Raw genomic sequence first — 13749 nt, 5'->3', positions numbered from 1 at the left:
GGAGTTTCCAATGCCCGACGTTACAGACACTGCCCCTGATTTCACGTTGCCCCGCGACGGCGGTGGCGAGGTCACGTTGTCAGACCTGCGCGGCGGTGCCGTCGTTCTTTTCTTCTATCCCCGCGATGATACGCCGGGCTGCACCAAGGAATCCATCGGTTTCTCGGAACAACTTCAAGCCTTTGCCGAGGCGGGCGCTCAAGTTTTCGGCATTTCGCGGGACACCATTGCCAAGCACGACAAGTTTGTGGCCAAACACAACCTGACCACCCCGCTACTGTCCGACGAGGGGTCAACCGTTTGCGAGGACTACGGCGTCTGGGTGGAAAAGAACATGTACGGGCGCAAGTCGATGGGGATCGAACGCTCGACCTTTCTGATCGACGCCGACGGCAAGATCGCCCGCGTCTGGCGCAAGGTCAAAGTCCCCGGTCACGTGGATGAGGTGCTTGAGGCTGCGTGCGCGCTCTGACCCTCTTTCCTGCGACCGCCATCCAGTCTAAGACCCGCGCAAACGCAAAAGCGGAGAAACCCGGTGTCGAAAACGCTGACCCAAATGGCGACCGAAGTCCTGACCACTGCGGAAGGGCGCGCAAAAACCGCCCTTTCCAAACGCTATGCCGCCGAGTGGTTTGCGTCTCGCACGGGTGACGCACCTGAGATGGAGATTGGGACAGCGACCCCACCGCTTTACCCGTCGCGGCCTGAAAAGCCTGAATTGCTGTCGCCCCGAGACGTTCCCAAACGCCGACCAGGAACCGAGGCCGGGCGGATTGCCCTGCTGCACGCCGTGGCTCATATCGAACTGAACGCCGTTGATCTGCACTGGGACATCATCGCCCGGTTCGGACATGTGCCCATGCCAATCGGTTTCTACGACGACTGGGTAAAATGCGCAGAAGAAGAATCACGTCATTTCGAGATGGTTTGCGACTGCCTTGAGCAGATGGGCAGCTTTTACGGTGCCCTGCCCGCCCATGCGGGAATGTGGCGCGCGGCCGAAGATACGGCCGAGGATTTGATGGGACGGCTGGCTGTGGTTCCGATGGTTCTGGAGGCCCGCGGGCTGGATGTAACCCCCGGAATGATTGACATCTTCCGCAAGGCGAAGGCTGAGAACGCCATCGCCGCACTCGAGGTGATCTACGCCGAAGAAGTCGGGCACGTGGCCTATGGATCAAAGTGGTTTCATTTATATGCCAACCATTTCTTTACAGAGGAAGCTTCGAGCGCCTAAGTAGTTGTAAATTATAAAAAATATTTTCATCAAGTCAGAATCCCTCTTCGAAAGACTTGCTTCATCACTTGGGATTACAGAACAAGTATTTTTCGGATGGAACTTTCGAAATGTGCCCACATACACATACGCAGCGTCTACAAAAAATAAATCATCACAATGCTTTACAAGATTGGACGTTCTGGGATCAAGAATAACCGACAGCACTTGATGCCACTTAGTTAGGTACTCGTTGCTGACTAGATTTGACTTACAGTCACGGACGGAGACTCAGATGATCTCAACTACTTCAGACGTTTTCATTATTGGACTGCCAACGGCGGTATGTTTTCCGACCAATGAGAGGCGCAATACCAGGCCATTTCAGAGTGACTGGCACCTTGGCACGCGCGCTCTCCAAATAGCTGGCGTGTGCCGAGGTGCCTTGGTCCGTCAGGACCAATCGAAATTCCATTTCAAGAGTTGTCTTTGAGCTGTTTTGCCCTGCTTTGCGTCAGGCTATAGCTGTCACCGTTCACCTCAAGAATTCTGACATGATGGGTAAGCCTGTTGAGAAAGGCTCCAGTCAACGATATCAAACCGTGACAGGTACAAGCGTTGTTGCCGATGATGGTTGCAAAAGTGCAGCCTGGTGAGGCCGCGTGGGTCCGCGCCTCCAAGTTGCTTTGGCTGTCGAGATTGTTCCCTTCGATCATTTGCAGTTGCGGACACCTCCGGTGATTCGCAGCGCTGGTCAAAACTGGCACCGACAATGCTCAAAAACGCGTTAGACCGTCAAAAAAAATCTTAGGGCCCTTATCGCCAAGAATAGACATTCGTAGGGCACCATTGCCTCTCCACTCTTCTTTTATCCTTGGAACCAAGAACAGTCCTTTCATCTATCCATTATGGAGCAAGAATAGTATAAGCATTTGTTCTTGCATAATATTTGGAACCGCACCAAGCGCGAGAAAGTTGAAGATTGGCCTCCATTCGAGTATCGTTTGGAGACCGTCCACTGCCTCGGAGAAACCCTTGAAGCCCATTTCAACACTAGGCCGACAACCTGTGAAACAGACTCAAACTCGAGCTGGCGAAACCCGATTTTCGATTTACCGTGAAGATGGCAGCATCGCTCTGTGGCCTTGGGCTTGGGTTGTCAGCGAGACACGTCAGCGGAACTACACCCCTGATACTATTTCCACTCGACTATCTCACATCACCATTCTCGAACTTTGGGCAATTCACCGAGGTATCGACCTTTATACCATCATGCTAGATGGAGAATGCCTGAGCTTAGAGCAAGTCGCAGACTTAAACTACTTCCTGAATTTTCAAATTCAGGATTTGCGTAAACTGGCGTGGGTTTTGCCCCTGAATGAGCAGAAGTTTCTTACCAGGTGCCTGGAAGAGCGAAGCGTTCAAGCTGGCACAATAATCCAACGGCAGATTGGTATTGAAGAATACCTCCAGTGGCTCGGCGAATATGGCAATCGCTTGCTTCGAAAAAAGCCAAGTCCAGTTTCCAAACAGAAACTGTGCCGTCGCAAACAGCTCTTGGAACCAGCGATCAAGCTAAGTGACGGCGGCTACCACACAGTGCCGGGGAGCTATGCGCATTACTTTCGAAAGTTACGCAAAGGTATGCCACAAAGCCGGATCAAGGCATACGATCATGAGAAAGCCGCAGATCGCTTTTCCCTGTGGTTAGCGATCTGCAATCCGTGTGAAGTCTGGCCCAAGAACCGAATTCGAGCACTACGAAACTACCTTATTTTATTGATGTTTTCCGACCTTGGTTTGCGCGCTGGCGAGTTGGGTCAAATGAAGACCGAAGACTATAAGAGCGAAGATGATTTGATCGAGGTCGTTCGCCGCCACAATGACCCAGAAGACCCTAGGAAACGTCAGCCAAACGCAAAGACCTTCGACCGGAAAATCAGTTTGAAATCGTCGCCGTTGCTGATCGAGACCCTCGATGAATGGATGGATGTGAGGGACGACATCGATTTTCAAAGCGGCAGAAACTCAAACTCCTTCATGTTTGTCAACTTGGCTCGTGATCCCACTGAGTATGGCAAGCCCATGTCCAAGACCGCAATTGACGATGTGTTCAGAGACGCCTCCAGAGCAGCTGGAGTTCGAAAACTGACGCCTCACCCTATGCGACACAGGAAGGCTCGAGAAATTGCCAGGCTTCTAAACGAACTTGGAGCCAGCGGCGAAGAAGCTCGAAAGGTTTTCACCTATCACTTTGGGTGGTCGGGAACATCTCAGATGATCTCTCGCTATCTCGGAGGAGAGTCCGACATTGGCGCAGCGAAAAGCATCCGAACGATCTGGGCGGAACAGGAAGCTCGAGCCGCTGCCAAAGATACGGAATTCCTCAACATAATTGGCTCAGAGACAAGTGAGTACATTAGCCTGCTCGATCACCGCGAAAAGGTGGCCGAAGAAGCCGCGAGAAAGAAGAAAGGTAAGAAATGAACAAGCACAAACCGTGCTCTCACGGCATACCAGCACTGCGCCCAACCAATTTCCGCCGAGCTGCCAACGGTGAAACTTTCGATATCACTTCTGATTATTGGGAAGTGAGCGCAACTGGTAGCGTTGCTACCTTCAATTTTGAATGGTGTACTGAGGTATTGTCGCCGTTGATGAAAAACGCGCTCAAGGAAGTGGTGGCTTATCGGCTCGAAACCAACCTTGCTTCTTCGATTCTTGCAGAGTTGACAGCCTTCAAGCGACCCTGTGTCTGGCTCAGGCGCGAAAACAACGACCTGGTCGGTTGGATCAACCGTAAAGATATTGCCGCCTACCGATTGGGTGATCCGAGTGGCAGTGATTACAGCATGCGAAACATTGTTTCTTCATGGCAAGAAATTGGATTTCCGGGGATTGCCCCGGATGCGGCTGAACTAATCGACGGCTTCCGAAAAAAAGAAAACGAAAAAGTTCATATTCTGACCCTAGATCCAGAGTCGGGTCCCTACTTGGATGGCGAAATCGCGATGGTGGATCGCGAACTCCATGAAGCTTACGAAAACGGCGCCATCAATGATGCTCAATATGTGCTAGTTCAAACATTTCGCCTCTATGGCCAACGAGCCTCAATGAATGCCAACCTGAAACTTCGGGACATAAGAACTCCGAAGCACCACGGTGTGGAGACCTCTATCCGGTTCGAAATCCTAAAGCAGAAGCGAACCCAAGCCGAAAGGTACGGCCCTAAGCGACCTGCGCCAATGCTGTTTACCCACGCCTTAGAAGCTTACCTGGATCGATTAACCGGTGGCATTCCTGCTCCTGAGTGGAATCAAGAGAAACCATTATTTCCCGCGAGGACTGATGAGTTTGTTACAGATTGTCGCTCAGTTAATAAGAAAAGAGCACGACGCTCAAAAGGTCAAACAAAGGCGGGTTACGAAGGTCACATGACTGCGAACCTAGCCTCCGAACGTTTCAAAGCCATTCTTGGAAGATTAAACATCATAAGCCCTCGAACTGGTGAACCAATGGTGTTTAACCAAATGAGAGAACGGCACACTATCGCGACAATCATGGCGATGCGAGGATGTACGGCGGAAGAAATCGCGGCATGGATGCATCATACCAGCCCCGGCAGCTGCGAAGCCTACATCGAACTAGCCTCTCGACATCATCAGCTAATGAGTAGTCTGCTGGACGGTAAGATGGTACATGTCGCAGGCAGGTTCTTGGGTCAAGTGACCGAAGCGCAACCCGACGACCTCGAATTCGGAGCAATTATTACAGCAACCGAGGCTGACGGTGCTCCAGATCTGGGTGCATGCGATTCTGGAGGTTGTAGCGCGCTGGAAAGCCTCGCAGCGCCATATGCATGCTTTCTCTGCCGTCATTTCAATCTCTCAATTGATTCCGATCTTGACCCATTACTGCACCTTCTGACTGGCAGAAAGGCAGAAGCGAAAATGCATGGTGATGACGAATATTCTCGAGAACTTAATCGACACGTTGCTGCGGTCTTAGCAGCTAAAAAAATGCAGCATCAGGCGCGCAATGAACGGGAGAGCACCAATTGACTTTGCACTTCAAGTCGAAACAACAAATCTCAGTTGAAGAATACATCGCAAAGGCTAAGAAACTGTCGATCTTTGACCCTCGCGTCGAGGGACATGTTGTTTGGGACAGTGCTACTTGGGACATCACTGCTTTTGTAAAGCGGATAAGGAATTCCAAGGGAGAAACGGTTGGTTTCCATCATGCGGATCGACAGCGGTCCCGCGCGAATGATCCCGAGTTCGCGATGAACGTGCCGTTTGGTGACTTCGCAAAGGCATACTTCGCCTTTCAACTCAATGAAAACGCCACAAAAACAGGAAAATTTAGAAAATCCAATGTCTTTAGGCACAAGGTGAAGTTCTGCCGCATTTTAGACCGCGTTCTAGAAAGTCGAGGACATCCCGGCCGTGCAGACCTTATAGCAAAGTCAGACCTGAACAAAGTCGTCGAGTTAGCCAGTAAATCCCATAAGCGTAAGGCTGCCGAGACCATGCGATCTATTGCGCGAGTGTTGGAGGGAGCGGGCATCGCGCATGACTTGAAGAGCTGGTGGCACCCAGAACTCCAGGACAAACGCTTTCTGAGCAGAGTGAATGAGTACTCTCTCCGGAAAAACCTGACCGAAGAGGAAGTGTCATGCTTGGGAGAAGCCTTTCACCGGGCAAAAACGCCGCGAGATCAGGTCGCTATGGGCATTGTCGCACTTTTGATGTGTGCCCCCTCTCGAAAGGAGGAAGTCTTCATTCTACCAGCCAAGGTTCAGGCTTTGCATAACCCGGGCGAAGGTTACGCCAACCCAGATGTGCCCTTCAACGAAGACTGTCGTTTCAAGGCTGGCCTCAGGTGGTGGCCAGTAAAGGGCGGCAAGCCTATGATTAAATTTGTTCCGAAAGAAATGGTTCCGGTTGCTCAGCTGGCACTCGAAAGGATCTGTGAACATACTGAGAGAGCGCGCAAGTTAGCAAAATGGATGATGGAGAACCCTGGCAGAGTCTTTGTCCCTACGAATCTTCAGCATGTTCGGGCAACGGGCGAAATCACACGTTCAGAGCTGGAAGAATTTCTTGGTGTCGGTGGAAATTACTGGCTTCAGTCCAGGCGCATCCTAGCTGCCAAGTACAGGGCCTGCGAAAACGGAAAACCCATAGCTGTGTACGACTTTGCTCAAATCGAAGAGAAGTGCTTGGCGGAAGCACCCCACGGCTTGCCTGTGCTCAGCGAGTTGTCTTCGGTAGCATACTCCGAGGCGCTGTGCGTCTGCTTAAAAAACCAATTTGCTCACAATACTGAGGCACGGCCTTACATGATAGAAGCATTAAGTAGTGGTGTGGTCGAACTCGTCTTGTCAGGCAGGCCAGAAAGTCTTCACAAAAGTGGCCACACTAACCCTGCGGTTCCCTCCATCTTCGAGCGTTTCGATATTCGGTTAAAGAACGGTAAGTACCCCAAAATCACTACACACCAAATGCGCCATTACCTAAACACGATGGCTCAACGCGCCAACGTTCCCCAATCACACATAGCCTACTGGAGTGGTCGTGCGAACGTCATGCAAAACCGGAACTACGACCACACAGACAAACTGTATCAAGTCGAACAAATAAAGCGCAGTGGCGAGGATGAGAACCTACCGGCAATCAGGGTTGTGGACGACTCGGATGTCGAAAATGCGGCCTACGAAACTGCAAACCTGAAGATGCATCTTCTGTCGACTTTATTCGGATATTGCAACCGTCGCTTCAATCAAGAGCCGTGCGACCGAGCTGGCGCCTGTAGAACGTGCACGAGGCTCGTGTGCCTAGGAGGTTCCAAAAGAGCCGCTGATCTGCTTCTTAGAGATGCCGAAAGAGATCAGAAATCTCTTGAAACTCTACGTGCTCGCCAGGCCAAAGGAATGCGGGTCAATGAAGCAACCATAAAGGCAATCGAACATAGTCACGCTCGTAGCCAAGCACTCGCTGAGGCCATTATGGATCCAGCAAACGAAGGGACTCTGATCCGCAATACCGACCTCGGCCCATTGATCGAGTTCAGCCACGCTGAACGGATCATCGAGAAAAAGCTGGCAGAGCTTGAAACCTCTCGAACCACGTGGAGTTTGACGTGAAGCTTACGCCCGAAAAAGTGGATAAAATTTTATTCCTGATTGGTCAAATGAGGGGCGAAATCACCCAGAAAAAAATTCACGATAAAGTTGAATCCAAGGTTGTCAAAATCTCATCTAAGCAGTTATTCAAACACCCTCTCATCCATGCGGCCTACCAAGACAAAGCGGCAGCCTTCTCGCGCAAAAGAGAGACGGATAAAGGTAAGAAAGCCCGAAAGGCACCAAAAAACGCCGCTGTAATAATGGAAGAACAGCAGAAAAAGATCGCTCAACTCGAAGAGAAATTGGACGTGATCTTGTCAAACGCTGTAGCACAAGGGGTTGATCCTCGCTTGATGAAGCAACCGCTTAACGTCTCTAGACTTGGGAATACCTACCCAGAGGGACGCAGAAAATGAGTCGCAGCATGGCCGATGCTGCGCGATGCCCCAACGACTGCAATGCGCAGAAAGCTGACTTTGCAAAGCCTCGCTAACAGCATTCGCTACCATTGCTCAGAGCAACAATAGATGTATAATTTGAGCCTCAGCAGTCTATTTGGTTTACATCCAAATCATTCAAAATGAATACCCAACATTCAAGAAGACGCTTGTGGCATCGTATTTGTTCTCCAATTCAGCCACATCCAGCTTTCGGCTGAAGCTTTGAACGCCTACTCCAATATCCCATTGTGGTGTGAGTTCGTAGCTCAGCAAGGCGACCGCATCTAGAAACTCGACAGAGTCAAACGAGGTGCCGTCGACACCCAACTGAAATTCTAACCGATCAGACAGTTCATAGGTGGCATGGATGCTCGCGTATGGCGCAAAGTCGTTGCTTTCGACTTCACGATCCAAATTTCCGGAAACAAGTCGCACATAGGTATTTTGAAAGGTCAGACCCCCGCCAATTTTTAAATCGAACCGACCTTCAGGGACGACGTTGTACAGGTAACCGCCACGAATTTCGTTCATAACGTAATCCATCGCAGTTGTCGTGTTTGCCGGGTATACCGTGCCGTCAAACCGAACGGGGTTTGAAAAAGTGCCTTCGTCTCGTACCTCTAGCGGATTTAGGACCGCGTAGAACTCGTGCCGATCAGACATGAAATACTCGAAACTCGCTGCGGAACTTGTGGTCGGGTTTGAAAAGGTATCAAACTGTTCAAGGTCTAGCTGTGAGCCGGTTGAACTGGGAGATCGTACGTCGTTGTTGTCCAGACTGCTCGCGCCGAAGGAGAATGAAAACCTAAACCTGGGTTTGAAGGGTTCTGTCTCTTTTGTCTCTGCCGATTTGTTTGATCCAGTAAGCATCGAAACCTGCAAACCGACTGCATCCTGCGAGACTGTGGGAAGAACCCTGACTCCGTTCTCCAAAGGCGTCGCGTACAACCAATTGCTAAGCATTGCGATACTTGCACCGGCCAGGACATCGTCGGAGAAGTGTTTCTCGGCGCGAACTCGGGTGTAACCGACAAATGACGCTAGCAGATAAGCTGGTACGCCGTAGCTGGACCCGTACCGTGTTTGAAGGAAGGCAGCACCCGAGAATGCAGCTGCGGTGTGCCCCGACGGAAAGGAATTATCCGCCGAGTAATTGGGGCGCCATTTCTCCACAAGAAACTTAAGGCTCTGAACGGTCAGAAAGGTCGTGCCAACACCCTTTGCGAGTTGTTGTCGCCCCTCCTTGTCGTCCTTAGCGTAAGTTATCCCAAGGGCCGCGAGAGGAATTGCCAGTTGGAGAACATCACCGACGTCTTCGAGGTCATCAGTCGTGTCCCCAGATACAAGTGACGGAGAAGACAGTGCACCTAGTGACGCACATAGTACTACTGAAGTTAGTTTTCTTCGAATTCCCATAAATAACGCCTCAACTTGCGCCCTATTTGAAACTAGTGCGCTGACTTATCCTCATGAGTTGATTTCACGGCAAGAACCAGGAAACGCCGAATTTGAGCTGCCAGTCATTGCTGTTGTCCGGCGCCTCGGCGAGATAGTAGGCACCAACATTCAGGTCGACAGCATTTCCGCCACCCACGATGAACGTCTTCCCGAAGGTCGCTCCGACGGGAACAACCCAGTCACCTGTGTTCCAATTATAGCTACTCGTATTGGAGTAGCCGACGTAAGAGCCTCCGAGGAAATTCTCCAAATTGTAGAAGACTATCGGCTGTATGGTGGTGAGCGAAAAAGCATCCTCTCCCCAAAGATGCCCGACCACCCCGCCATAAGACAAATCGCCAGCAAAATTGAACCCAACAAGAGCGAGGCCCGCTCCGTTTCCAGGCCCGTTGAACCCGTCTTCGGCTGTATCAAATGAGAATTGGACACCGTACCCGATCTTAAACTTTCCTGGCTCCACTTCGGGAACATAAAAAGCCTGAACAATGGTATCACTAAAGCCGAAATCTGTTCCTCCACCACTGTCGGAAAGGGCGAATTCTGGTAGGCTGGAATCTGCTCCCGCTACACCGCCCGGCAACCCAACATAAGGTATCAAACCTCGCAAAATCACATTCGCGGTTTCTCCTTCGAACGTGTAAACTGGTTGAAGTTGAAAATTGTAGGTTGTGCTGTCGCTATTGGGGCCAAAGCCGATTGTGTTATCCGTAAGTAGTGCGGTGACTGCGGCGAGCGGGTCCTGTGCTTTACGTGCGGCCTGGCACGCGGCGTCGCACTCTTCCTGCGCATAAGCGAGAGAGCATAAAATTACCGAGCAAAAAACACTAAAGAGAACTAGCCTGGAGAGCACACACAATCGATTGGCCAGCGAGCTTAACTGAGTTGCTCGGGCCCAAGGCCCAATTACCATGCAAAACAAGGGTAGCTCCTAAGGTCAGATACACCAGACTCTCCCACGAGATTTTTATACCCTAGTTTCGACTCTTGTCGATAACTTCGAGAGCAGTGGATTTGGGCTCTGGAAATTTTCGAAACCAATTTGTCACAAGGTTATAAAATCGCATAATTTTTTAGCAAGGATGCGCGGTAGCGAAAACCCGGCATGGCTGAAATCCCGACCAAAAACTCGACTATTGTCGACATCGGCATTCTTGGTGTACCCATATCGGTGAAGCTGGACTCGAATAACAAATACAGCGCTCAGCCCATGGCGCACAGCACACTTCTCAGATCTGACCGCGCTTCGATTTCATAAAATATGCAGTGCAGTCATTAGAAATAAGCTCAACGGCATCAAGGAAAACAGATGAACAAAATCAATTGTATAGTAGCAGTTAGCTTTCTCCTGTCATCAGCAGCATATGCTCAGTCAATACTGCCTCCAGATCAGGCGTTCCTCGATCAAGTCGAAGGCTTTGGAGTCACCCAAGAAAACTGGGATAGCGGCGAAAATGCAGCCGTAACCTTTCCCAATGCCTACAAGTTCACGCGTCACTACGTTGTTGAACCGAGCGGTGACATTGAGCCCGAGAGCTGGACGGAGTCCAAGAGTCTCGATTTGTCCGAACTGACTGCTGAAGACGCTGATGGTCCACTGGATATCGAGACTTTGTTGCGGGACAGGCTCAAGAACCATACAGTGGTAATTCTGAAGGGCGACGACCTGCTGCACCAGCATTTTTGGAACGGGATGGATGAAACATCTACCCACTTGGACATGTCAGTAACGAAGTCCTTCACTGCCATTCTTGCTGGAATTGCTGCGGCCGAGGGTAAACTGGACATGACGGCACCGGTGGAAGCTTATCTGCCAAGGTTCAAAGGGACAGCGTTTGAAGGCGTTTCGTTGCAAGACGTGGCCGACATGAATTCAGGCCTCGACATTCCCACACCGCCCTTTCTTTCGTGGGACCCAAAATTCACCGAGTCTCAGGAATGGAACGGACCCAATGATAGCGGTTTGAACGGCATCGAAGATTATCTGGTGACAATCGCGCAACGAAAATATGAACCAGGCACACACTATCAGTACCAGGACCCCAACACAGAAGTTCTGGGTCTTGCTGTCGAAGCGGCGACCGGTGTTGGATTGGCCGAGTATTTGCAAGACAAGTTGTGGTCAAAGCTAGGAGCTGAGGGCGAGGCATATTGGATGGCTGACCCGTCGGGTGCAACAGTTGCATCCGGGGGATTGAACATGAGAACGCGTGACCTCGCGCGCGTCGGACGCATGATGCTCGCCGGAGGTAAGAACTACGCTGGAGATCAAGTCATCCCTGCCGCTTTCCTGGACGCCCTGTGGATGGGAAACGACAGGGTCCGCGGTGCTTGGAGCAACGGAAAAGAGGCCGTGCTCGCGCCAAATGGGTGGTATAAAGATCAGATCCGGATCTTGGAAATTGGTGACCACAAATTCGCGGCGTTTGTCGGAATACACGGTCAGGTTTTGGTGGTTGAGCCAGAAAGTGAAACCGTCATTGCAATGAACGGTGGCTACCCGCAGACGGAAACAGAACGCATGAATTCAATGATTTTCCTACAGATTGTTCCAGCGATTCTAGATGAAACAGCAAAGATGTAGGGCAGCTGGAATTTGACGCGCGGGTTCTGATGTTGGTACGGACGTGTCAAATACCAATGGTAAAGACTGTGAATGAAACACTACGCTAAAGGCGAGGAGCGACGATTGAAGTTGATCCTCGCTGCCGAAACACTTCTGGAAAATGAAGACCTTCCAGATATCACCATGCACAGGATCGCGGCAGAAGCCGATATCCCGTCAGGTTCTGCTTACCACTTTTTCAAGGGGACCAACGAGGTGTTTGCAGCTGCTGCCGGTCGTTTTGGCGAGCAGTTAATCGGAGACATAATCTCGCCCTACTCAGGCACTGCCTTGGAGAATTGGCGTAGCTTGTTCGAACACGCAGCACGCCGAGGCGTCGCTTTGTATCAAAGGAAGCCAGGCTATTGCCGACTTATCTTGGGGAGTACAACGGCACCTGCGATCAAGGCTACCGATAGACAGAACGACTTTGAGCTTGGTGCACAATTCGCGGAACTCATGAACAGCTACTTTGTTTTGCCTGAGATTGACCAACGCGAATTACGTTTCTTCCATGCAATCGAGATATTTGATCTGTTCCTTAGCCTATCATTTCAGAGGCATGGGGCTCTGACCCCCGAGATGATTGACGATGGGCTTTCTGCATCGATCTCATATTTGCGGCAGTTCATCCCAGATCGCATTCCACGCCGTGGCGTTTGACAGCCAGGTCCTTTCAAGCACTGTACCTTTAGCGGTCCACTCAAGAGTTTTGTGAGGCACTCGTGCAGAATGAACATGCATCTGAGCAACGTGCTCTAACCATTAGTATGATTGGCACGCTCTTGATGGGGCTCGCGGGTATCGGCGCAGCCATTCTTTCAAACTCCCAGGCTATTCTCCTAGATGGGTTGTTTTCATTTGTCGGCTTTGCAGCAGCACTTTTTGCACGAAGGGTAATTGGAAGGGTCCAAAAGGCGCCAGACCAGATTCGCCCTTTTGGCTACGGGTCGGAAGAGTCAATTTTCACAACATTCAGGGCTCTCTCGTTGCTTGGTGTGGTGCTCTTCGCAATCATCAATGCGCTTCGTAGCATCGGCTCATACGCGAACGGTCAGCTGCCGCCACCTTTGCTGTTCGAGCCTATCGCAGTTTATCTCGCTGCCATCTTGATGACTTGCCTGGTTCTTTGGTTGTTTCACCAGAGAGCCTGGAGGAAGGGCGGAAAGCGCAGTGATATCTTAAAGCTGGAGGCCAATGCGGCTGCCTTTGACGGCGCTGTGACCGCGGCCGCGGGTGTTGGTTTGTTTTTGGTCGCTTCGATAGACGATGGACCGTTGGCGGTTGTCGCCCCCATCGGAGACTCTCTGATTGTTCTAGTCTTATGCTCGATGGCTGCAATTCGTTATTTTGCAGACTTTCGAGCGGGATTGGCCGAGTTGGCAGGGGTCGCAGCGCCAAAGGCCAGTTATGAAATGGTGCTTGGTGTCGTCAATGAGCCGATAGCGTCATTCGGTGGTAAGCTGGTTGAACTATTGATTGTAAAAGCAGGGAGAAGTCACTCTATCGTTGTCTTATTTGATCCTCAGCGACCAGTGTCCGCAATTGAAGTAGACACTCTTTCGGATGAACTGGAGCAGAGTCTGCGACAGAAACTTAAACACGCGAACATATTGACTGTGGTGACTTCTTCGAGCGGAGATTCAGAAACGCATTAGAGACTTGACCCTCGCTTTTTAGGTTTGCCCAATTCCGCATTGGCTATTGTGAAGGTCAGCTTAAGGCGGCGAACATCCAATCATGCTTGCTGCGCAAAACGAAAACAGTGAGCTAACAGCGAGCATTGAAAATGCAAATCTGAACTGCACCGTAGCGACCGCTTGCGAAACGGGTGGTGGTGCGGTGCTCCGTACTGATCCACCGGAAAGTCGACCTTTTTGTTAAAGTCACTGGAGAAGTGAGG

The 13749-nt window shown here is 50.9% G+C and carries 11 protein-coding genes and 1 pseudogene; 9 read left to right on the top strand and 3 right to left on the bottom strand.

The window, feature by feature from the left end:
- Positions 1–10: 10 nt before the first annotated feature.
- Both RUESEDTHA_RS10910 and RUESEDTHA_RS10905 read left to right on the top strand, forming a co-directional pair.
- Positions 11–472, top strand: coding sequence for a peroxiredoxin (locus RUESEDTHA_RS10910; RefSeq protein ID WP_180886747.1), 462 nt, complete (start codon positions 11–13; stop codon positions 470–472).
- An 84-nt stretch (positions 473–556) separates the two neighbouring features.
- Positions 557–1237, top strand: coding sequence for a ferritin-like domain-containing protein (locus RUESEDTHA_RS10905; protein ID WP_180886904.1), 681 nt, complete (start codon positions 557–559; stop codon positions 1235–1237).
- Positions 1238–1692: 455 nt separating this feature from the next.
- Here RUESEDTHA_RS10905 and RUESEDTHA_RS21040 read toward each other — a convergent pair.
- Positions 1693–1806, bottom strand: a pseudogene (locus RUESEDTHA_RS21040) (ATP-binding protein); the annotation flags it as partial.
- Positions 1807–2284: 478 nt separating this feature from the next.
- On the opposite strand from RUESEDTHA_RS21040, the gene RUESEDTHA_RS10900 reads away from it, so the two are divergent.
- Genes RUESEDTHA_RS10900 through RUESEDTHA_RS10885 form a run of 4 tightly spaced genes read left to right on the top strand, consistent with a single transcriptional unit; the run spans position 2285 to position 7762 of the window.
- Positions 2285–3703 (top strand): site-specific integrase, encoded by a 1419-nt coding sequence (locus RUESEDTHA_RS10900; protein WP_180886746.1) that lies wholly within the window; start codon positions 2285–2287, stop codon positions 3701–3703.
- Positions 3700–5277 carry a site-specific integrase gene (locus RUESEDTHA_RS10895; RefSeq protein ID WP_170676354.1) on the top strand — a complete coding sequence of 526 codons (1578 nt, stop codon included), beginning with the start codon at positions 3700–3702 and terminating at the stop codon, positions 5275–5277. The genes RUESEDTHA_RS10900 and RUESEDTHA_RS10895 overlap by 4 nt, the downstream gene beginning before the upstream one ends.
- Positions 5274–7364, top strand: coding sequence for a hypothetical protein (locus RUESEDTHA_RS10890; protein ID WP_170676356.1), 2091 nt, complete (start codon positions 5274–5276; stop codon positions 7362–7364). Before RUESEDTHA_RS10895 ends, RUESEDTHA_RS10890 begins: the two co-directional genes overlap by 4 nt.
- Positions 7361–7762 carry a hypothetical protein gene (locus RUESEDTHA_RS10885; RefSeq protein WP_180886745.1) on the top strand — a complete coding sequence of 134 codons (402 nt, stop codon included), beginning with the start codon at positions 7361–7363 and terminating at the stop codon, positions 7760–7762. The genes RUESEDTHA_RS10890 and RUESEDTHA_RS10885 overlap by 4 nt, the downstream gene beginning before the upstream one ends.
- 159 nt (positions 7763–7921) lie before the next feature.
- On the opposite strand, the gene RUESEDTHA_RS10880 is transcribed toward RUESEDTHA_RS10885, so the two are convergent.
- Together RUESEDTHA_RS10880 and RUESEDTHA_RS10875 are read right to left on the bottom strand one after the other, a co-directional pair.
- Complete coding sequence (locus RUESEDTHA_RS10880; RefSeq protein WP_180886744.1) at positions 7922–9202, bottom strand: phosphatase PAP2 family protein; 1281 nt, start codon at positions 9200–9202, stop codon at positions 7922–7924.
- 64 nt (positions 9203–9266) lie between these two features.
- Positions 9267–10163: a hypothetical protein gene (locus RUESEDTHA_RS10875; protein WP_180886743.1), complete on the bottom strand. Its 897-nt coding sequence runs from the start codon at positions 10161–10163 to the stop codon at positions 9267–9269.
- Positions 10164–10550: 387 nt separating this feature from the next.
- Between RUESEDTHA_RS10875 and RUESEDTHA_RS10870 the strand changes: the two genes are divergently transcribed.
- From RUESEDTHA_RS10870 to RUESEDTHA_RS10860, 3 genes are all read left to right on the top strand, one after another.
- Positions 10551–11825, top strand: a complete 1275-nt coding sequence (locus RUESEDTHA_RS10870; RefSeq protein ID WP_180886741.1) for a serine hydrolase — start codon at positions 10551–10553, stop codon at positions 11823–11825.
- 72 nt (positions 11826–11897) lie between these two features.
- Complete coding sequence (locus RUESEDTHA_RS10865; RefSeq protein ID WP_180886739.1) at positions 11898–12509, top strand: TetR/AcrR family transcriptional regulator; 612 nt, start codon at positions 11898–11900, stop codon at positions 12507–12509.
- A gap of 62 nt (positions 12510–12571) precedes the next feature.
- Positions 12572–13504 carry a cation transporter gene (locus RUESEDTHA_RS10860; RefSeq protein WP_180886738.1) on the top strand — a complete coding sequence of 311 codons (933 nt, stop codon included), beginning with the start codon at positions 12572–12574 and terminating at the stop codon, positions 13502–13504.
- Positions 13505–13749 lie beyond the last annotated feature (245 nt).

It is taken from the genome of Ruegeria sp. THAF57, from assembly GCF_903914075.1.
In the GTDB taxonomy this organism is placed as follows: Bacteria; Pseudomonadota; Alphaproteobacteria; order Rhodobacterales; family Rhodobacteraceae; genus Ruegeria.
This window is presented reverse-complemented; position numbering and strand designations above follow the sequence as displayed.